At 70.0% G+C, this 20,155-nt stretch carries 20 protein-coding genes; 11 read left to right on the top strand and 9 right to left on the bottom strand.

Annotated features, from left to right (window positions below; genetic code table 11):
- The first annotated feature begins 49 nt into the window (after nt 1-49).
- The 6 genes from ABZX10_RS05500 (at nt 50) to ABZX10_RS05475 (ending at nt 6,008) form a co-directional block, all read left to right on the top strand.
- A complete protein-coding gene (locus tag ABZX10_RS05500; RefSeq protein WP_355535453.1) occupies nt 50-559 on the top strand; it encodes a bacterial proteasome activator family protein in 510 nt (169 codons plus the stop codon).
- An 81-nt stretch (nt 560-640) separates the two neighbouring features.
- Nucleotides 641-1,498, top strand: a complete 858-nt coding sequence (locus tag ABZX10_RS05495) for an ABC transporter permease (protein ID WP_355535450.1) — start codon at nt 641-643, stop codon at nt 1,496-1,498.
- A 1-nt stretch (nt 1,499) separates the two neighbouring features.
- A complete protein-coding gene (locus tag ABZX10_RS05490; protein WP_355535447.1) occupies nt 1,500-2,294 on the top strand; it encodes an ABC transporter ATP-binding protein in 795 nt (264 codons plus the stop codon).
- Nucleotides 2,287-3,291 carry a glycosyltransferase family 2 protein gene (locus tag ABZX10_RS05485; protein ID WP_355535444.1) on the top strand — a complete coding sequence of 335 codons (1,005 nt, stop codon included), beginning with the start codon at nt 2,287-2,289 and terminating at the stop codon, nt 3,289-3,291. Before ABZX10_RS05490 ends, ABZX10_RS05485 begins: the two co-directional genes overlap by 8 nt.
- A 90-nt stretch (nt 3,292-3,381) precedes the next feature.
- The gene (locus ABZX10_RS05480; RefSeq protein WP_355535441.1) at nt 3,382-5,025 is read left to right on the top strand and encodes an acyl-CoA synthetase; all 1,644 of its coding nucleotides are present in this window, start codon (nt 3,382-3,384) and stop codon (nt 5,023-5,025) included.
- 125 nt (nt 5,026-5,150) lie between these two features.
- A complete protein-coding gene (locus tag ABZX10_RS05475; protein WP_355535438.1) occupies nt 5,151-6,008 on the top strand; it encodes a DUF559 domain-containing protein in 858 nt (285 codons plus the stop codon).
- 109 nt (nt 6,009-6,117) lie between these two features.
- On the opposite strand, the gene ABZX10_RS05470 is transcribed toward ABZX10_RS05475, so the two are convergent.
- Genes ABZX10_RS05470 through ABZX10_RS05455 form a run of 4 tightly spaced genes read right to left on the bottom strand, consistent with a single transcriptional unit; the run spans nt 6,118 to nt 8,950 of the window.
- Nucleotides 6,118-7,761 (bottom strand): hypothetical protein, encoded by a 1,644-nt coding sequence (locus tag ABZX10_RS05470; protein ID WP_355535435.1) that lies wholly within the window; start codon nt 7,759-7,761, stop codon nt 6,118-6,120.
- Nucleotides 7,758-8,207, bottom strand: coding sequence for a GtrA family protein (locus ABZX10_RS05465; protein ID WP_355535432.1), 450 nt, complete (start codon nt 8,205-8,207; stop codon nt 7,758-7,760). Before ABZX10_RS05465 ends, ABZX10_RS05470 begins: the two co-directional genes overlap by 4 nt.
- Before the next feature lie 19 nt (nt 8,208-8,226).
- Nucleotides 8,227-8,739 (bottom strand): hypothetical protein, encoded by a 513-nt coding sequence (locus ABZX10_RS05460; RefSeq protein ID WP_355535429.1) that lies wholly within the window; start codon nt 8,737-8,739, stop codon nt 8,227-8,229.
- Nucleotides 8,726-8,950, bottom strand: coding sequence for a helix-turn-helix transcriptional regulator (locus ABZX10_RS05455; protein ID WP_355535426.1), 225 nt, complete (start codon nt 8,948-8,950; stop codon nt 8,726-8,728). Before ABZX10_RS05455 ends, ABZX10_RS05460 begins: the two co-directional genes overlap by 14 nt.
- Nucleotides 8,951-9,098: 148 nt before the next feature.
- On the opposite strand from ABZX10_RS05455, the gene ABZX10_RS05450 reads away from it, so the two are divergent.
- Nucleotides 9,099-9,359 (top strand): hypothetical protein, encoded by a 261-nt coding sequence (locus ABZX10_RS05450; protein WP_168544760.1) that lies wholly within the window; start codon nt 9,099-9,101, stop codon nt 9,357-9,359.
- Nucleotides 9,360-9,374: 15 nt separating this feature from the next.
- Nucleotides 9,375-11,195, top strand: coding sequence for a glutamine--fructose-6-phosphate transaminase (isomerizing) (glmS, locus tag ABZX10_RS05445; protein ID WP_355535422.1), 1,821 nt, complete (start codon nt 9,375-9,377; stop codon nt 11,193-11,195).
- Nucleotides 11,196-11,207: 12 nt separating this feature from the next.
- Here the strand turns inward: glmS and ABZX10_RS05440 are convergent, their stop codons facing one another.
- Genes ABZX10_RS05440 through doeB2 form a run of 4 tightly spaced genes read right to left on the bottom strand, consistent with a single transcriptional unit; the run spans nt 11,208 to nt 16,264 of the window.
- Nucleotides 11,208-12,587: an aldehyde dehydrogenase family protein gene (locus ABZX10_RS05440; protein WP_355535419.1), complete on the bottom strand. Its 1,380-nt coding sequence runs from the start codon at nt 12,585-12,587 to the stop codon at nt 11,208-11,210.
- Nucleotides 12,584-13,831: an ectoine hydrolase gene (gene doeA, locus ABZX10_RS05435; protein WP_355535416.1), complete on the bottom strand. Its 1,248-nt coding sequence runs from the start codon at nt 13,829-13,831 to the stop codon at nt 12,584-12,586. The genes ABZX10_RS05440 and doeA overlap by 4 nt, the downstream gene beginning before the upstream one ends.
- Entirely contained in the window at nt 13,828-15,081 is a 1,254-nt protein-coding gene (locus tag ABZX10_RS05430; protein WP_355535413.1) for an aspartate aminotransferase family protein, read from the bottom strand. The genes doeA and ABZX10_RS05430 overlap by 4 nt, the downstream gene beginning before the upstream one ends.
- Before the next feature lie 34 nt (nt 15,082-15,115).
- Nucleotides 15,116-16,264: a N(2)-acetyl-L-2,4-diaminobutanoate deacetylase DoeB2 gene (doeB2, locus tag ABZX10_RS05425; protein ID WP_355535410.1), complete on the bottom strand. Its 1,149-nt coding sequence runs from the start codon at nt 16,262-16,264 to the stop codon at nt 15,116-15,118.
- 13 nt (nt 16,265-16,277) lie between these two features.
- Here doeB2 and ABZX10_RS05420 point away from each other — a divergent pair, with 13 nt between their 5' ends.
- Nucleotides 16,278-16,640 carry a sigma factor-like helix-turn-helix DNA-binding protein gene (locus ABZX10_RS05420; protein ID WP_355535406.1) on the top strand — a complete coding sequence of 121 codons (363 nt, stop codon included), beginning with the start codon at nt 16,278-16,280 and terminating at the stop codon, nt 16,638-16,640.
- Here ABZX10_RS05420 and ABZX10_RS05415 read toward each other — a convergent pair.
- Nucleotides 16,609-17,769 (bottom strand): acyl-CoA dehydrogenase family protein, encoded by a 1,161-nt coding sequence (locus tag ABZX10_RS05415; RefSeq protein ID WP_355535403.1) that lies wholly within the window; start codon nt 17,767-17,769, stop codon nt 16,609-16,611. The two genes, ABZX10_RS05420 and ABZX10_RS05415, sit on opposite strands and share 32 nt — an antisense overlap.
- 97 nt (nt 17,770-17,866) lie before the next feature.
- On the opposite strand from ABZX10_RS05415, the gene ABZX10_RS05410 reads away from it, so the two are divergent.
- Together ABZX10_RS05410 and ABZX10_RS05405 are read left to right on the top strand one after the other, a co-directional pair.
- On the top strand, nt 17,867-18,478 hold the full coding sequence (locus tag ABZX10_RS05410) for a helix-turn-helix domain-containing protein (RefSeq protein ID WP_355535400.1): 612 nt from the start codon (nt 17,867-17,869) through the stop codon (nt 18,476-18,478).
- Between the two features lie 224 nt (nt 18,479-18,702).
- Nucleotides 18,703-20,127, top strand: a complete 1,425-nt coding sequence (locus tag ABZX10_RS05405; protein ID WP_355535397.1) for an FAD-binding oxidoreductase — start codon at nt 18,703-18,705, stop codon at nt 20,125-20,127.
- Nucleotides 20,128-20,155: the final 28 nt, after the last annotated feature.

Genomic DNA, 20,155 nt, shown 5'->3' with positions numbered 1-20,155 from the left:
CCACCGACGACTCCGTGGGCCGCCCGCGTCGAGCTGCCAGAATGGTGCTATGAGTGATCGCAACGAGGTGGAGATCATCCCTGCCGGGACCGACGACGGTGCGTCCGCCGCGACGGACGGTGCCGACAGCGCGGCCGAGGAACTGCACGGCATGGTCGAGCAGCCGGCGAAGGTGATGCGGATCGGCACCATGATCAAGCAGCTCCTCGAGGAGGTGCGCGCCGCGCCGCTCGACGACGCCAGCCGCGCCCGGCTCAAGGACATCCACCGCACGTCGATCAAGGAACTCGAGGACGGGCTCTCCCCCGACCTGCAGGCCGAGCTCGAGCGGCTCGCGCTGCCCTTCACCGACGAGTCGACCCCGTCGGACGCCGAGCTGCGGATCGCGCAGGCCCAGCTCGTCGGCTGGCTGGAGGGCCTCTTCCACGGCATCCAGACCGCGCTGTTCGCGCAGCAGATGGCGGCGCGGGCGCAGCTCGAGCAGATGCGCCAGGGCGCGTTGCCGCCCGGGATGACGCCGGGACCGGAGTCGCAGACGGGCCACGGCCAATACCTGTGACGTCGCCGGTGCCGGGCCCGGGCGGGCGGGCACCGTCGACCTGCCGGGGTCCGCGGCGGACGACGGGTACCCTTCAGAATCGTGCCCGTCGATAGCCCCGCCGCCTCCCAGTCGGCGCCCCTCGTCTCGGACTCGCGCACCTTCAAACGCGCGATCCGGGACCTCGTCGACGGTGCCGTCGTGCACCGCGAGCTGTGGCTCGAACTGGGCTGGCAGGACATCAAGCAGCGTTACCGCCGCTCCGTCATCGGCCCGTTCTGGATCACCATCGCCACCGGCGTCACCGCCGGCGCGCTGGCGCTGCTCTGGTCGGTGCTGCTCAAGGCGGACGTCGCGGTCCTGCTGCCCCAGCTGACCGTCGGATTCATCCTCTGGAGCTTCATCCAGAACTCGATCATCGACGGCTCCGAGGTGTTCATCGCCAACGAGGGGCTGATCAAACAGCTGCCGGCACCGCTGTCGGTGCACGTGTACCGACTGGTGTGGCGGCAGCTGCTGTTCCTGGCCCACAACGCGATCATCATGGTCATCGTGCTGGCGATCTTCCCGCCGAAGCACTGGTCGTGGAGCCAGCTCAGCATCATCCCGGCGATCGCGATGCTCGCGATCACCGCCGTGTGGGTGGCGATGTTCTTCGGAATCCTGGCGACCCGGTTCCGCGACATCTCGCCGCTGCTCACCGCGCTCACCCAGCTGCTGTTCTACGTGACCCCGGTCGTGTGGACGCTCGACACCGTGCCCGGCGGCAACAGCGAGCGCGCCCAGCTGGTGAAGCTGAACCCGCTCTACCACTACCTCGAGTTGGTGCGCGGGCCGCTGCTCGGCAAGCCCTTCGACCCGCAGCACTGGTACGTCGTGCTGGGCTGCACCGTGGTCGGCATGGCGCTGACCCTGCTGTTGATGAAGCAGTTCCGTTCCCGAGTCGCGTATTGGGTGTGAGATGACCGTTTCGATCCGGACGCAGGGAGCCTGCGTCGACTTCCCGGTGTTCGATGCGAAATCGCGCTCGCTCAAGCGCGCCGTCATGGGCTCCGCGGGCGGCAAGGTGATGGCCGACGACAAGGTGGTCGTCGTCGAAGCCCTGCGCGACATCACGATGAGCCTCGACGAGGGCGACCGGGTCGGCCTCGTCGGCCACAACGGCGCCGGCAAGTCGACGCTGCTGCGCCTGCTGTCCGGCATCTACGAGCCGACCCGCGGCACCGCGGTGGTCAAGGGCCGCGTCGCGCCCGTCTTCGACCTGGGCGTGGGCATGGACCCCGAGATCTCCGGGATGGAGAACATCATCATCCGCGGCCTGTTCCTGGGCCAGACCCGCAAGTCGATGATGCGCAAGGCCGACGAGATCGCCGAGTTCACCGAGCTCGGCGACTACCTCTCCATGCCCCTGCGCACCTACTCGACGGGCATGCGCGTACGGATCGCGCTGGGCGTGGTCACCTCGATCGACCCCGAGATCCTGCTGCTCGACGAGGGCATCGGCGCCGTCGACGCGGATTTCATGCGCAAGGCCCGCAAGCGCCTGCAGGCGCTGGTCGAGCGGTCCGGCATCCTCGTCTTCGCCTCGCACTCGAACGAGTTCCTGGCGCAGCTCTGCGACCGGGCCATGTGGATCGATCACGGGCAGATCCGCCAGGAGGGCGGGATCGAGGAGGTCGTGACCGCGTACGAGGGCCCCGATGCCGGAGCCCAGGTCCGCAAGGTGCTCGACATGCTCGAGGCCGAAGATGACTGACACCTCGCCCGGCACGCCCGCGCCCGTCCCCGGGCCAGACGGTGACCGGGCCATCGGCCCGGCGGCGCGGGCGACCGGGATCCTGCAGTTCGGCGCCGACCACGAGGCGGTGGTCGCGGTCGTCGTCACGCACGACCGTGCGGAGCTACTGGCGAAATCTCTCGAGGTCCTGGCCGCGCAGACGCGTCCGGTGGACGCGATCGTCGTCGTGGACAACGCGAACCAGGCCGCGGTCGAGGCATTGGTGACGGCGCTGCCGAACGGCGTGTACCTCCCCTCCGAGTTCAATCTCGGCGGCGCCGGCGGCTTCGCCCTCGGCATGCTGCACGCGCTCGCGATGGGCGCGGACTGGATCTGGCTCGCCGACGACGACGGCCGCCCCGAGGGCCCGCGAGTCCTCGCGACGCTGCTCGAGGCCGCCGAGCGGCACGGGCTGGCGGAGGTCTCCCCCGTGGTCGCCACCATCGACGACCCGGAGACCCTGGCCTTCCCCCTGCGCCGCGGCCTGGTCTGGCGACGCGAGCGGTCCGAGCTGATCGACCCCGGCGCACCGTCGGACGACGTCCTGATGGGGATCGCGTCCCTGTTCAACGGCGCGCTGTTCCGCAAGGACACCGTCGCGGCGGTCGGCGTGCCGGACCTGCGGCTGTTCATCCGCGGCGACGAGGTGGAGATCCACCGGCGGCTGGTGCGCTCGGGCCTGCCCTTCGGCACCTGCCTGACCACCGCCTACCTGCACCCCAACGGCTCCGACGAGTTCCGGCCGATCCTCGGCGGACGCATGCACACCCAGTACCCCGACAACGAGACCAAACGCTTCTTCACCTATCGCAACCGCGGCTACCTGCAGTCGCAGCCGGGCATGCGCAAGCTCATCCCGCAGGAGTGGGCGCGGTTCGGCTGGTTCTTCCTGGTGCAACAGCGCGATGTCGCGGGATTCCGGGAGTGGCTGCGGCTGCGCAAGCTGGGGCGCGCCGAGCGGTTCACCCGCCCCTGACCAGGTCCTGAACCGGGGCGCGCACGGTCGTCCGAGCCACTATTGAAGCCCCCTCAACAGACCGCGAGCGGTGCGCCTATCATCGTCGACATGGAAACGAGCCTGGTCTCCGATCTGTTCGCACAGGGCCGTGCCCTCACGCGCATGCTGCAGCGGCGGGTCGTCGATCCCGCCCGGCCCGATGTCGCGCTGCGCGCCCTCGGCTACAACCGGCAGTACGGCCCGCAGGCCGCGCTGGTTATCAAGGGGGCGGCGGAGAGTCCCGATCGCACCGCCATCGTCGACGAGCGCGGCGCGCTGACCTATGCGCAGTACGAGGCCCAGTCGAACGCGCTCGCCCGGGGCCTGCGCGCGAGCGGCCTCACGTCCGGCGACGTGATCGCCGTTCTCGCCCGCGACCACCGCGGCCTGCTGCTGATCATCAGCGCCGCGGCCCGCGCCGGCATGCGCCTGGCCATGATGAACACCGGCTTCGCCAAGCCTCAGTTCGCGGAGGTCTGCGCGCGCGAGAAGGTACAGGCGGTGTTCCACGACAGCGAGTTCACGGGCCTGCTCGACGCACTGCCCGAGGACATGCCCCGCTACCTGACCTGGGTCGACGAGGCTGACGCGGTCCCCGAGGGCGCGCAGACGATCGACCAGCTCGCCGCCGGCCGCGACGCCAAGCGCGTCCCGCCGCCCGAGAAGCAGGGCGGCTTCATCATCCTGACCTCCGGCACGACCGGCCTGCCGAAGGGCGCCACCCGCAGCAAGGTGCCCTCGCTCGCCACCGCGATGCTCGTGGACCGCATCCCGTTCCGGCGGCGCGGCACGATCGTCATCGCGTCGCCGATCTTCCACTCGACGGGCTTCGCCATGTGGTCCGCCGGAATGTCCGTCGGCTGCACGACCGTGACGATGCGCCGCTTCGACCCGGAGAACACGCTCAAGCTGGTCGCCGACAACCGCGCCGACATGCTGGTCGCCGTACCCACCATGCTCACCCGCATGCTGAGCCTGCCGGCCGAGACCATCGCCAAGTACGACACCAGCTGCCTGAAGGCGGTCGTCGTGGCCGGGTCCGCCGTCTCCCCCGAGCTGTCGGAGAAGTTCCAGGACGTCTTCGGTGACGTGCTCTACAACGTGTACGGCTCGACCGAGGTCGCCGTCGCCACCGTCGCCACGCCGCGGAACCTGCGCGCGGCGCCCGGCACCGTCGGCAAGCCCCCGGTGCTGACGACGGTGCGCCTCTACGACGAGAACGATCGCTTGGTCGAGGGCATCGGCAAGCGCGGCCGCGTGTTCGTCCGCGCCGGCGCGCCGTTCGAGGGTTACAGCGACGGGCGCACGAAGCAGATCATCGACGGCCACCTCTCGTCGGGCGACATGGGCCACTGGGACGAGCACGGCCTGCTGCACATCGACGGCCGGGACGACGACATGATCGTCTCGGGCGGCGAGAACGTCTACCCGCTCGAGGTCGAGAACCTGCTGGTCACCCGCAGTGACGTGGTCGAGGCCGCGGTGATCGGCGTGCCCGATCCCGAGTTCGGCCAGCGCCTGCGCGCTTTCGTGGTGATCGAGGGCGGCACGCCGAGCGACGACGACGCCGTCGAGGAACTCACCAAGGAGCTCAAGGACTTCGTCCGCGCGAACCTGGCGCGCTTCAAGGTCCCGCGCGATGTCGTCTACCTCAATCGCCTGCCGCGCAACCCCACCGGCAAGATGGTCAAGCGCGAGCTGCCCAAGGACTGACGACGTCCGGAAGATGTTCGGTCGTTTCCACTCATGATCATGAGAAGGAATGACCGGACTCCGCGCGCCTGGAACCGCACGCCGAGTTGGTGCGTCCAATAGGTATGTGGAGGAATGCTGCGCTGGTGTTCGCGGCACAGGACGGCGTGGCCACGCGGCAGCAGTTGAACGCCGCGGGGGTGAGCGATTCGATGATCGCCAGCCGCGTCGATCTGGATGAGGTGACCCTGATCGGGCGCGGCGTCTTCCGCACCAAGCACCACCCACACACCGATCGAACGGCGATCCGGGTCGCCGGCCTGCTGTCCGGGGGTGTCGCCGATCGTGCGACCGCTCTGTTCTGGCACGGCATGATCACGGAACCACCCGCGGAGATCGGCGTGACGGTGCCGATCGAGCGGCGGCTGCGCGCGACCTACGGTTACGTCATCAGGACGCGTCGCCGCGCTCTCCCCGCGTCCGATATCACGGAGGTCGATGGAGTGTCCGTCACCTCGAAGGCGCTCAGCGTGCTCGAGATGGCCGACGCGAAGGTGATGGACCGCGCCCTGCAGCAGAGCGATGTGACGCTCGAGGATCTCGGGGATGCCCTGGACCGGAACGCAAACGCCAAGGGGATCGCCGCCGCGCGGGCGGTCTACGAGATCGCGTCGGGCGACACGGAGTCCGAGGCCGAGCGGATCTTCGCGGCCCTACTGCGTCTGCACGAGATCACCGGGTGGACCACACAGCTCACCTTCCGCGGGTGGCGGATCGACTTCGCGTTCCCCGAGATCCGGCTCGCGGTGGAGATCAACGGGTGGGCCTTTCACCGGTCGCGCGCCCGTTGGATGAGCGACCAGGACAAGGCCAACGCCCTGAGCACCGCCGGCTGGGCGGTTCTCCATTTCTCGTGGCACCACCTGACCGACGATCCCGAGGGCGTGGTCACCCTGCTCGCCGAAGCGATCAGTGGTCGCGTCGCGCACAGCATCGTGTCGTGAACAGCGCCGCCCATCCCAGTTGTTCGGTCGTTTCCACTCATGATCATGAGAAGAAATGACCGGACATTCGGACGCGATCACGTGAGCCTGCTGATCCGTCAGCACGGATTCACCAGTAGGAGTGGTGGGTGTGCCGCGGCAAAGGAGGCGGGACCGGCCCCGACGACGCCTCCGGCTGCACCAGATGAACCACCTGCAGGATGTGGAACTGCTCCTGATGAACGACCGCGAGGCCGCCGTCGTCCAGCGAGACCTGCATGTCGGTCCCCATGAACTGGAAGGGCCGGAAGGTCCACCAGAGGTTCCCGTTCTCCTGCCGGAAGTCCGCCTCCGGCCGGTCCGCATCAGTGAGAACCCATGCGGCCGTGCAGTTGTCAGCGGCCCACGAGGCCCACTGGTTGACACCCTTCTCCTTGTCCCAGAGCGCGCCCTCGGTGCGCCGGTTCCCGTCGTCGCCCATGTCCCGCAGACCGTCGAACATCCCGGGCAGGCCGTCGTACGCGATCCGCAGCGAGGGCCACGCCCAGCTCGGCTGCACCTGGAAGAACACGCAGTCACCCGGCCTCGCGTTGTCGCGGATGTACCGCGCCGCGTAGCTGAAATCGCTGCCGCCCGGCTTCGACAGCGGGCTGTGCTGCCACAGGTACCCCGGGATCGCGGCCGCCGTGAGCGCGACCAGCACCACAGCGCCCGCCGCCCGCGGGCGCGGCAGAGCGCGCGCCACCGTCGTGACCGCGGCGGCGAGCACCAGCACCACGCCGGGCACCGTGAAGCTCACGTACCGCCCCACGTACGAGGGCACGACCGGCGAGACCAGCAGGATCGCCGCGAGGGGCACCAGCGCGCCCGCCAGTCCGTAGCGCAGCGCGGGTCTCAGGTCCGACGGTGCCGCCCCCGCGGTCCGCGAGGGGCCGGCGACGCCGCGACGCCACCACAGGACCGCAGCGACGGCGATCACCGGCCACGCGGCCGCGGCGAAGGCGTAGGAATGGTCGAACCACTGATCGACCAGCACGTTCTGGAAGATCCGCCACCCCGGCCAGCGCAGCCACGACACCTGATCGCGCTGGGTGGCCGCGAGGATCGCCACCGGGCTCGCCGCCGCGATCGCACCGACCGAGGCGATCGCGGCGGGCCGCAGGACGGCGCGCGTACGCGTCCGGGGGTCCGTCGCCAGCACCGCGAGCACCGCCAGGGCCAGGGTCGCGGAGTAGAGGAACAGCACCGTCGCGAGGAGCAGCGCCGCGCCGTACCCGAACCAGGCCCACCGCGTGCCGGCTGCGCCCGACGACGCGGCACCGGGCGCACCGTCCGACGACGACGCGCGGTGCGCCGCGATCAGGACGAGTGCCGCGGAGGCGATCACCCAGGAGTACGAGCGAGCCTCGACGCCGGCCCAGGTGATCCGGGGAAGGATCAGCGCGATGATCCCCGCGACCAGTGCGAAGACGTCGCCGCCGAGCCGGCGGGCGAGGACGTAGCAGGCCGCAGTGGCCGCGCCGACGCCGAGCGCGGAGAAGGCCCGCAACGCTGTCTCGTCCATGCCGAACACCAGGGAGAAGGCGCGCACGCACCAGTAGTAGAGGCCGTGCACCGCGTCGATGTTCGTCAGCAGGTGCCACAGCTCGCCCGGTGAGCGGTCGATCGCGGACGCCGTGGCGAGCTCGTCGAACCACACCGAGGGGCGCCCGCCGTGCCACAGCGACAGCAGGACGCCGCCGAGCGCGAACGCCCAGGGATGGAACCGCCTCACATCAACCGGAAGATCACCGTGCGCTGCACGATGAAATTCACCACGGTCGCGGTGCCCTGAGCGATCACGAAGGCGACGAGACGGTTGACATAGCTCCCTATCCCGTCCTCTGGCGGCGGGAAGAGCGTGAAGAACGCCATGTACAGCCCCAGCTGCACGCCGTACATCGCGACGTACAGGACCCACACCGCGATCAGCCGCTTGGTCGACGGCTCGGCCTTGAAGGTCCAGCGGCGGTTGAGCAGGTACGCGGTGGTGGTTCCGCAGATGAAGCCGATTGTCTTGGCGAGGGCCTCATCGAGGCCGAGGAACTTGCCGAGGAGCAGCGTGAGGCCGAAATCCACGATCGCCGCCAGGCCACCGGTCAGGACGAACCGCACGAGCTGCGTCTTGAGGGCCTGATGGTCCTGCTGCTCGCCCGGGGCCGGGGCGTCTGAGGTGGTCACAGAGGTTGAGGATACCGAATCAGTCGAAAACATCGTCCTCGAGCGACGCGAGCTGCTCGTCCCGGCGCTCACGGCGAAGGAGCAGGCGCGCCCCGAGCGCCGCGAGGGCCGCGCCCACCGCGCCGCCGGCGAGCGCGCCCAGGAGCGTGCTCGTTCGGTCCGCGGCCCCGCCCAGGTGCAGCGCCAGCAGCAGGAAGGTCACCGCGATCATCGGCAGCGTGGTCAGCAGCGAGACCCACCGCCGGCGGCCCCGGTTGAACATCTCCGTCAGTCGGCTCAGCGCGACCCCGTGGCGGCGGCAGTACGAGCGCACCACCACGATCTGGATGACACCGGGTGCCACCAGCGCGATCAGCGCCGTCAGGATCGCCCCCTGCGCCGCCGCGACCATCGCGACGCCGAAGAAGACGTAGACACTCCAGAAGCTCGCCAGGGCGCTCGCCCGGTAGAACTCGTCGCGGTTGCGCTCGTCGCCCCAGGCGGGGTCCGACGGGGCCAGTGCGAATTCCTCGATCCGGCTATCGACCGACATGTTCTTCCTCCTCCTGCATCGGGAACAGCTCTTCGACGGTGGTCTCCAGCGCGCGGGCGATCCGCAGGGCCAGGTACACACTGGGCGCGTAGGCACCCTTCTCCACGGCCACCACGGTCTGCCGGCTCACGCCGACCTCCTGTGCCAGCTCGGCCTGCGTGATCCGGCGTGCCCGACGGTGCTCGCGCACCGGGTTCGCGTCGTCGTCCACGGTTCAAAGTCAAGCATCCTTGACACGCAGAGTCAAGCAATCTTGACATCTTGCGCCGATGATCGTTTCGCGGTACCGGAGTTCCACATTCCTGCCCGATTTCGGGCAGGAAATTGACATGGCACCGTCGAGCCCGCAAGATCGAGGCGTGCCGGACAGCGACCTCGTGGATCACATCGCGCGGACCACGGGGCTCTCGGCCGCCGAGGCCGGGCGCGTGATCGACGATGTCACGGCCTACTACCGCGAACCCGTCGAGGAGTTCGTCCGCCGCCGCCACAGCGCCCTGCAGGGCCGTGGGGCGAAGAACGCGGAGATCTTCGCGACCCTGACCGACGAGCTGCGCAGCAGGCTCGTCGCCGCGCCCGATCTCACCGAGCGGCAGCTGCGCCGCCTCATCTACAGCTAGGAGCCCCACCCCAGCATGTGCGGAATCGTCGGATACATCGGTGGCCAGACGGCCGTGGACATCCTCGTCGACGGGCTCACTCAGCTCGAGTACCGTGGATACGATTCGGCCGGCATCGCCGTCCTCGGGCCGTCCGGCGTCAAGCGGGTGCGCAGCGTGGGTCGCGTCCGCGACCTCGAGGCGGCTCTGCCGAAGCGCCTCGCCGGGAAGACCGGCATCGGCCACACCCGGTGGGCCACGCACGGCGCCCCGTCGGAGGCCAATGCCCACCCGCACGCCGACACCGCCGAGCGGATCTTCGTGGTGCACAACGGCATCATCGACAACGCCCGGGACCTGCGCCTCGAGCTCGAGGCAGACGGGGTGGAGCTCACCTCCGACACCGACACCGAGGCGGTCGCGCACCTCATCGCCCGGAGCGGCGCCGACAACCTCGAGGACGCCGTCCGGCAGACCTTGGCCCGGCTCAGCGGCACCTACGCACTGGCCGTGATCGACACCGACCACCCCGACCGGATCGTCGTGGCCCGCAACGGTTCGCCGCTGATCCTCGGCGTGGGCGACAAGGAGATGTTCGTCGCGTCCGACATCTCCGCCGTCGTGCGGCACACCAGCCAGGTCGTGCACCTCGACGACGGCGAGTGCGCCACCGTCACCGCATCCGGCTTCCGCATGTTCAACGCCGGCGACAATCGTGCCGTCGCGAAGTCGGCCACCACCGTGGACATCTCGCCCGATGACCTGGAGCTGGGCAACCACAGCCACTTCATGCTCAAGGAGATCGCCGAGCAGCCCTCGTCGCTGGAGCGGATGCTCTCCGGCCGGCTCGACGAGCGGTTCGCCACCGCCCGGCTCGACGGCCTGAACCTGGACGCGCAGGCGATGCGCCGGTTCAAGCGCGTCAAGATCCTCGGCTGCGGCAGCGCCTACTACATGGGCCAGCTGGGCGCCTCGCTCATCGAGGAGCTCGCGCGCATCCCCGCGGATGCCGAGCCCGCCAGCGAGTTCCGCTACCGCAACCCGATCGTCGAGCCGGACACCCTGTACGTCGCGGTGAGCCAGTCGGGCGAGACCGCGGACACCGCGTTCGCGGTGCAGGAGGTCAAGCGCAAGGGCGGCACCATCGTCGGCCTGGTCAACGTGGTCGGATCGACCATCGCGCGCGAGGTCTCGGGCGGCATCTACCTGCACGCCGGGCCCGAGGTCTCGGTGGCCTCCACCAAGGCGAACACCCACATGGCCGTCGGCTTCGCGCTGCTCGCGCTCGCCCTGGGTCGCGTCCGCGACCTCTCGATCACCGACGGTACGCGGATCGTCAAGGGCCTCAAGGCCCTCCCCGCGCAGATCGGCGAGATCATCGATACCCCCGGCGACGTCGAGGACGCCGCGAAACTGCTCGCGGAGGCGCCCAGCCTGTTCTTCATCGGCCGCGTGCGGGGCTACCCGACGGCCCGCGAGGGTGCGCAGAAGTTCAAGGAGATCAGCTACCGGCACGCCGAGGCCTATCAGGCGTCCGAGCTCAAGCACGGCCCGCTGGCCCTGATCAGCCCGGAGATGCCGACCGTCGCGATCGTGCCGGACGACGAGCTGCTCGACCGCAACATCGGTGCGCTGCACGAGATCGCGGCGCGCGGCGGCGACATCGTGGCGATCACCAACCCGGGCGTCGACCTGCCCGAGGCCAAGGTGACCCTGACGGTGCCCAAGAACGAGCCCGAACTGGACCCGATCCTGCTGATGATCCCGACCCAGCTGCTGGCCTACTACGCGGCACTGAGCCTGGGGCTCAACATCGACCGCCCCAGGAATCTGGCGAAGTCGGTCACCGTCGAGTAGGCGGCCGGCAGGTCAGTCCCGCTTCGGCCCCACCCACACCTGCTGGGCGTTGACGAACTCGTGGATGCCGGCGCGGCCCAGCTCGCGGCCGTAGCCGGAGCATTTGATCCCGCCGCTGGGCAGCCGTGGGTCGGTCTTGACGATGCCGTTGACGCTGACCTGTCCCGCCTCCAGTTCACGCGCCATGGCCTCGCCGCGCGCGGCGTCGGTCCACACACTCGCGGCGAGACCGTACGGGGTGGCGTTCGCGAGGTCGACGGCGTGCTCGGCGTCGACCGCCGCCATCACCGCGGCGACGGGGCCGAAGGTCTCCTCGGCGCACGCGGCCATGCCCGGGCGCACGCCGGTCAGCAGGGTGGGCGGGTAGTAGAAGCCCGGGTTGTCGGGCACCGTCCCGCCCAGCAGACAGGTCGCGCCGGCGGTGACGGTCTCGACGACCTGGCGGTGCAGGTTCTCGCGCAGGTCGGCCCGCGCGATCGGGCCCACCTGGGTGTCGTCGTGCCGGGGATCGCCCATCCGCAGGGCGGCGAGCCGCGCGCGCAGCGCCTCGACGAACTCGTCGTGCACCGGCCGCTCGACGATGATCCGCTTGGCGGCGATGCAGGACTGCCCGGCGTTGATGATCCGGGACAGCGCGAGAGTCTCGGCTGCGGCCTCGATGTCGGCGTCCGCCAACACGATCGACGGGTCCGAGCCGCCCAGCTCCAGCACCGCGGGCTTGATCTCCGAGGCCGCGACCGACGCCACGGCGGCACCCGCGCGGTCCGAGCCGGTGAACGAGACGGCGCGGATCCGGCGGTCGCGGATCACCCCGGCCACGTCGGGCGTCGCCACCGGGAGCGAGGCGAAGACGCCGTCCGGCGCACCGACGGCCCGGAACGCGCCGGCGATGGCGGCGGCACAGCCGGGGACGTGCGGGTCGTGCTTCATGACGGCGGTGTTCCCCGCCATGAGCGCGGGCGCGCAGAACCGGAAAGCCAACCAGAACGGGGCGTTCCACGGCAGCACGCCGAGGACCGGGCCGATCGGCAGGTACTGCACATAGCTGGAGGTGGCGTCGGATTCGACGGACTCGGCCGCGAGGTACTGCTCGCCGTGCTCGGCGTAGTGCTCGGCGGCCCACGCCGCCTTGAGCACCTCGCCCCGCGCCTCGGTGATGGGCTTGCCCATCTCCTCGGTCATCACGTAGGCGTAGTCCTCGACGCCCCGGCGCAGTTCGGCGCCCACCGCACGCAGGAGGTGCGCCCGCTCGGCGAAGCCCGCCCGCCGCCAGTCGTGATACGCCGTCTCGGCGCGCTCGAGCGTCGTCTCGATCTCGACGGGGCCCGCGGCCGGCACCTCCCGGATCGGTTCGCCGGTCGACGGGTCGATCGCGGTCAGCATCGTGGTCATGGCAGCACCTCCGCCTCGGTCGTCTCCTGCTGTGGCCCTGGATCGATCGCGGCGCCGTTGACCGCGGGACCCGAACCGGCGCCGTCGTGCACGGCGAAGTCCTCGTCGAGCGTGAAGAAGGACTCGCAACCGTCGTCGGTGATCCGGATCGTGTCCGAGATGCCGACGGTCTTGTCCCCGTCGACGCCCCACATCCACGGGATCACGTGGAAGGTCATGCCCGGCTCCAGCGCGGTGAAGTCGCCCGGGTTGAGGCTGAGGATGTAGCCCTCGTCCCACGACGGCGGGAAGGCGATCCCGATGGAGTAGCCCGACCGGGTGATCAGCCGCGCGCCGACGGTGTTGTCGGAGATGATCCGCCGGACCAGCGAGTCGGCGTCGGACACCGTCATACCCGGCCGCATCAGCGATTTCAGCTCGGAGAGGGCCAGCTTCATCTTCTCCTGCGCCTCGTACATGGTGGGCGAGAGCTCGCCGTTGACCGCGGTGCGCATGAGCGCGGCGTGGTACCGGCGGTAACAGCCGCCCACCTCGAGGAAGACGTGCTCGCCCGGCTCGATGGTGCGGCCCTCCCACGTCGCGTGGCCGATCATCGACCTCGGGCCCGAGGCGACGTAGGGCATGACGGCGGGGAACTCGCCGCCGGCCCGGAACATCGCGGCACTGATCGCCGCCGCCACGTCGTTCTCCGTGTTCCCGGGGACCGCCGCCTCCAGCCCGGCGGCCATGCCGGCCTCCGCGGCGCGGGCGGCCTTGCGCATCACCGCGATCTCGGCGTCGGACTTGGTGGCCCGCCCCGCCTCGACGATCCCGAAGCAGTCCATGAGCACGCCCTGCTGGAAGGACGTGTGCACCCGGTCCTGTTGGTACGCGGGGAAGAAGTAGCTGTTGCGCTCGTAGCCCACCCGCTTGGTCCCGAGGCCGCCCTCCTTGAGCGTGAGCACCAGCTCCTGGATGGCGTCGCCCGTGTCGGGGTAGGGTCGGGTGCGCTCGACCCAGGTCCGCGCGATCACGTTGGACTCCTCCATCGCGCGGGTGATCATCACCGGCTCCTCGTCGAGCGGCACCACGAGCGCCTGGAAGAAGGAGTAGCCGGTGGTCTGGTAGTCGGTGAGGTACATCAGGTTCTCGGGGTCGGTGATGACCACCGCGTCGAGACCGCGCTTGTCCATCCGCTCGCGCAGCTCCGTCAGCCGCCGCTCGTACTCCTCCGGCGGGAAGGTCATGTCGTCGCGCCGCCTCATCGCGCCACCTCCGTCACGGCCGCCTCCAGGATGTCCATGCCTGCGGCGAGGTCCTCGTCGGGGATCGTCAGCGGTGGAATGAGTTTGAGTACTCGACCGCCGCTGCCGCAGGGGCCGATGAGCAGGCCGGCGTCGAAGCACGCCTTCTGCACGGCCTTGGCGAAACCGCCGTCGCCCGTGTCCAGCGCCTGCATCATGCCCTTTCCCCGCACCTCCCAGTCCCGGTCCGGGTTCGCCGCCGCGATCGTCGCGAGCCGCTCACGCATCGTCTCGCCCTTCGCCCGGACCGCATCCATCAGCTCGTCGTCGGCGAAGTAGTCCAGGGCGACGGTGCCCGCCACCATCGACAGGCCCTGGCCGCGGAAGGTGCCGGTGTGCGCGCCGGGCGACCAGTGCGCGTCGACGGCGGGCTTGTTGAGGTTCATGGCAATCGGCGTGCCGTAGCCGCCGAGGCCCTTGGCCAGGGTGATCACGTCGGGGTCGAGGCCGTAGCCGTCGAAGCTGAAGTAGCTGCCGGTGCGGCCGCAACCGGCCTGGATGTCGTCGATGATGAAGAGTGCGCCGGTCGTGCGCGCGAGGTCCTGCACCGCGTGCAGCCAGTCGGGGCTCGCGACGTTCACGCCGCCCTCGGCCTGCACCGCCTCCACCAGGAAGGCGGCGGGCGGGGTGTACCCGCTCGACGGATCCGCCAGGGCGGCGGCGTAGTCGGCGAGCGCGGTCTTCCCGCCGGGCGCGGTCTCGAAGGGCAGCCGCACCACATCGCGCAGCGGCACACCGGCCCACTGCCGGAAAGCCTCGTTCGCCGTCGCGGCGAGCGCCCCCAGCGTCATGCCGTGGAAGCCGTGGCTGAAGGCCACCACCTCGCGCCGGCCCGTCGCGAGGCGGGCCAGCTTGAGCGCCGCCTCCACCGCGTTCGTGCCGGTCGGTCCCGTGAACTGCATGCGGTGATCCATGCCGCGCGGCGCGAGGATCACGTCGTGGAAGCGGGTGAGGAAGTCGCGCTTGGTGGTCGTGTAGGTGTCAAGGCTGTGCGCCACGCCGTCGGCCTCGAGGAAATCGATCATGGCGCGCTTCATGTTCGGGTTGTTGTGCCCGAAGTTGAGCACGCCGGCGCCCGCGAAGAAGTCGATGTAGCTCGTCCCGGCCTCGTCCACCTGCCGCGCGTTGGACGCGGAGGCGAAGACGGTCGGGAAGTTCCTGCAGTACCCACGGACTTCCGATTCCCAGTTCTCGAACGCAGCAGTGTCCATGCGAATTCCTTTCGTTCCGTGCGACTCTCTTCTGTCAGGGCGGCTCCGGCGCCCCCGCGAGACCCACCAGCAGGCGCGCGGCGGGGTCGAGCAGGGCATCGTCGAAGTCGTAGTCGGCGCTGTGCAGCGGCGCCGCCGTGCCGGTGCCGAGGAGCGCGAACGCGCCGGGCGTCCCCTGCAGGTAGTAGCTGAAGTCCTCGGAGGCGAGGACGGGTGTCGGCACGACGGGATCGCGCCATCCCGGGCCGAACACCGTCGAAAGGCGTTCCCGCAGTTCGGCCGCCGGCCCCGGATGGTTGACGGTGGCGCCGTAGCGCACGACGGTCCGAACCTCGGCGACCACGCCGTGCGCGGCGGCGGTGGCCCCGGCGATCTCCTCGATGAGCGCGAAGATGCGCGTTCGGGCGCCGTCGTCGGCGGCGCGGACGCTGCCGGCGAGCGAGGCCGAGCCGGGCGTGACGGTGGCGGCGCTCGCGGCGCGCAACGACGTGACGGCGACAACGGCCGCCTGCTGCGGCGACATGCGCCGCGCAACGATCTGCTGCAGGGCGACGACGACCGCGGCCGCGGCGAGCACGGGGTCGCGGGTGGCCTCGGGCTGTGCGGCGTGGCCGCCCCGGCCGATCAGCTCGACCTCGAAGGTGCCGTTCGCCGACATCACGGCACCGTCGGGGCACAGCGCCCGGCCCAAGGGCAGGCCGGGCCAATTGTGCCAGCCGAAAACGACATCCACGCCGTCGAGGGCACCGTCGTCGATCATCCCGCGCGCGCCGTGCCCGCCCTCCTCGGCCGGCTGGAACAGCAGCGTCACCGGGCCGGGCAAGCTCGACGTGTGGCGGTGCAGCCAGCGGGCCGCGGCGAGCAGCGCGGCGGTGTGGCCGTCGTGACCGCATGCGTGCATGACACCGTCGTTCTCCGAGGCGTACGGCAGTTTCGTGGCCTCGCGGATCGGCATGGCGTCGAGGTCGGCGCGCAGCGCCGTGTGCCGCCCGGCCGCGTGGGGCGCGAGGCGGACGACGGTGCCCGTGCCCGCACAGGCCCGCCACGCGAGGCCGATCGCGTCGAGTTCGGCGCGCACGGCCGCGGCAGTGGCGTGCTCCCCCCAGGCGAGTTCGGGGCGGCGATGAAGTTCGCGTCGGAGTTCGGTAGCCCGGGCAACGGTCTCGGCCCAAGAATCGTTCATCGGACCTCCTCGGATGGCGTCCGTCTCGGTCCTCCACAACGTACCGCCGAATCGGCTGCCGCGCCGGTGCACCGGCGAATCGGCCGATCAGCCGACGACGGGTCATCCGTTCGGAGGATGCGGTGACGGCACGCGGCTCCCTACCGTGGACGACATCATGGGACCCGAATCTCCGTGCGCCGATGCGCGCCTGCGGGCAGCGCTTCCGCCCGAGCTGTACCGCGTGCTGCGCCTGCGCGTGGTGCAGCGGCGCACCGTCGAGCAGACGGCCGCCGCCCTCCGGCTCTCACCGCACGCCGTCCGGATCCACCAGCACCGCGCGCTCGAGACTCTTCGAGCCGACCTCAGATCCCCCGGGCGATCAGTTCTTTCATGATCTCGTTGGTGCCACCGTAGATCTTCTGGACGCGCGCCGCCGCGTACATCTGGGCGATCGGGTACTCCATCATGTAGCCGTAGCCGCCGAACAGCTGCAGGCACTTGTCGATGACGCGGCACTGCATCTCCGTCGCCCATAGCTTCGCCATCGAGGCCGTGGCGGCGTCCAGGCCGCCCGCGATCGCGAGCCCGATGCAGTGGTCCACCAGTGTCTTACCGGCGAGGACATCGGCCTTGCACTCGGCGAGCACGAACTTGGTGTTCTGGAAATCGGCGATCGCGCTGCCGAAGGCCTTGCGCTCCTTGGTGTACCGGACCGCCTCCGCGAGCGCGGCCTCCGCGGCCCCCACACCGCCGATCGCGATGCTCAGCCGCTCGCGCGGGAGCTGACGCATCAACTGATAGAAGCCCTGGCCCTCGACACCGCCGAGGAGGTTCGCGACCGGGACGCGCATGTCGACGAAGGAGAGCTCGCGCGTGTCCTGGCCGTGCTGGCCGATCTTCCTCAGCACCCGCCCGCGCTCGAAGCCGGCGAGTCCGGCGGTCTCGGCGACGATGAGCGAGATGCCCTTGGCACCCTGGGACGGATCGGTCTTGGCGACGATGATGAGCAGGTCGCAATGGCTGCCGTTGGAGATGAAGGTCTTGCTGCCGTTGATGACGTACTCGTCACCCTCGCGGACCGCGGTCGTGCGTACGGCCTGCAGGTCGGAGCCGGTACCCGGTTCGGTCATCGCGATCGCGAGGACCGCGTCGCCGGATGCGGCACCCGGCAGCCAGCGCGCCCGCTGCTCCTCGGTGCCGCAGTCCTCGATGTAGTGCGCGCAGATCGTCGAATGCACACCGAATCCGAAAGCGGAGTCCCCCGACAGGGCGAGTTCCTGCACGACCACCGAATCGTGGCCGAAGTCCCCGCCGGCGCCGCCGAGGGACTCCGGCAGCTCGGTGCACAGCAGTCCGGCCGCGCCCGCCTTGTTCCAGAAGTCGCGGTCCACCTGATTCTGCTCGGCCCACCGCTCCTGATTCGGGGCGGCCTCGCGGCGGAAGAACTCCGCGGCGTGCTGACGCAACTCGGCGTGCTCGGGGGTCTCCCAGGAGGGGCGGTACTCGGGGAACAGTGCGGTCACGGTGGTCTCTTCTCCAGCTCGGTCGGGCAGACAATATGTTTGTATAGTCCACGATGCGTTTGTACAGCGCAACCCCCGAGCCAGTACCATCACGCGGGTGGAAGGGACATCCGGGACCGATCTCCCTGCGACGAGCGACGACCTCACCGCCAAGGCGAGGATCCGCAACGCCGCACTGGAGCTGTTCGCCGCGCAGGGCGCGAGCGCCGTCCCCCTACGCGCCGTCGCGGCCCGCGCGGGGGTCACCGTCGGCCTCGTGCAGCACCACTTCACGACGAAGGACGGGCTGCGGGGAGCGGTCGAGGAGCAGATCGTCGAGTACCACGCCCGGGCGATCGCGAGCGTGCCGGACGAGGGCCCGCCCGCGGAGGTCGCTGCCGCGCGCGACGCGGCCGTCCGCGAGATGCTGGCCCGGCATCCGGCCGTCGTGGACTACCTGCGCCGTTCCTTTCTCGACCCCGCCGGGTCGAACCTCTTGATCCGGCTCGCCGACCTCGGCCGCAGCGAGGTCGTGCGGCTGCGCGCGGCCCACCTCGCATCCACCGACCGCGCCGAGTCCGACCAGGTCATCGCCATGATGGTCCGGCAGCTCGGCAGCCTGTTCCTCCAGCCCCTCGTGGACGCGATGTGGGAGCACCTGCGCGAGCCCGGCGCACCGTCGGACGATAAGCCCCGACTGTCGGTGAGCACCGAGCCCGGGAGAGTGTGACGCCGGTCCGGCCGCAATCCGCGTCACACTCTCGGGGTAGACCGATCCCGGCGCACTCGGATCCTGTCCGATATGGACGCGCTGTCCGGAACGGACCGAATCCGAGTGTCGCGCGATCGGCGTGATCCCCGCCCACGCGATCGCCCCGGCGCGATGCACCGGAGGGGTCACAGCGGACTCAAGCTCAGTGTCGGCTCAGGTTGGGCGCGGTATTCTGGCCTGCGATGTCCGAGACAACTCTTCCCTATCTGCCCATCTCGACGCGCAAGCTGATGGGGTGGTCGCGCACCACCCCGATCGAGGGGCACGTGCTGTCCACCCCCGACGTGGACCAGATCGCCAAGGCCGTGGCCGTCGTGGCCGACGCCGAGGCCGACAAGCCCGCCTACCTGCGCCGCGGCGTCATCGCGCGCGGCCTGGGCCGCTCGTACAACGAATCGGCGCAGAACTCCGGCGGCCTGACCATCGACATGACGCCGCTCAGCGCCATCCACGACATCGATGCCGAGAAGGCCGTCGCCGACGTGGACGCAGGCGTCGACCTCGACACGCTGATGAAGGCTGCGCTGCCCTTCGGCCTGTGGGTTCCCGTGCTCCCCGGCACGCGGCAGGTCACCGTCGGCGGCGCCATCGCGCACGACATCCACGGCAAGAGCCACCACTCGACCGGCAGCTTCGGCAATCAGGTCGCCGAGATCACGCTGCTCGTGGCCGACGGCCGCATCCTCACGCTCGCGCCGAAGGGCACGCCGGACGACCCGACGGGAGAGCTCTTCTGGGCCACCGTCGGCGGTATCGGCCTGACCGGCATCATCCTGCGCGCCAAGCTGCACATGCAGCGCACCGAGACGGCCTACTTCAAGGCCGACGGCTGCGTGACGGGCTCGCTCGACGAGACCGTCGACCTGCACCTGAACGGCTGGGAGGACGGGGCCGACTTCTCGTCCGGCTGGTTCGACTCCATCTCGAAGAAGAAGCTCGGCCGCGGCACCTTCTCCAAGGGCAGCCTCGCGAAGCTCGAGGACCTGCCCGACAAGCTGGCCAAGGAACCGCTGAAGTTCGACGCGCCGCAGCTCGTCACCCTGCCGGACGTCTTCCCCCACGGCCTGGCGAACAAGTTCGACTTCGCCCTGCTCAGCGAGGTGTACTACCGCGCGACGGGCAGCACCTACCAGGGCAAGATCGCCAACCTGACCCAGTTCTACCACCCGCTCGATCTGTTCGGCGAGTGGAACCGCGCCTACGGCCCCAAGGGCTTCATCCAGTACCAGTTCGTGGTGCCGCCGGGCAACGAGGACGAGTTCAAGGCGATCATCCGCGACATCCAGGCCTCGGGCCACGTGAGCTTCCTCAACGTGATCAAGCTGTTCGGCGACGGCAACGACGCGCCGCTGAGCTTCCCCATGCGCGGCTGGAACGTGTGCCTGGACTTCCCCATCAAGAAGGGCCTGCACGAGTTCGTCACCGAGCTCGACAAGCGCGTCTTCGCCATGGGCGGGCGCCTGTACACCGCGAAGGACTCCCGCACCACCGCGGCGATGTTCCACGCCATGTACCCGCGGGTCGACGAGTGGATCGCCACGCGTCGCACGATCGATCCCACCGGCGTGTTCATGTCCGACATGGGCCGCCGCCTCGAACTCGCCTGAGCCTCACGACCGCAAGGAATCACACCCC

Origin of the sequence: Tsukamurella sp. NPDC003166, from assembly GCF_040611135.1 — a bacterium.
GTDB lineage: Bacteria > Actinomycetota > Actinomycetes > Mycobacteriales > Mycobacteriaceae > Tsukamurella.
The sequence above is the reverse complement of the archived record's forward strand: the minus strand, read 5'-3'. Positions and strand labels throughout refer to the sequence as shown.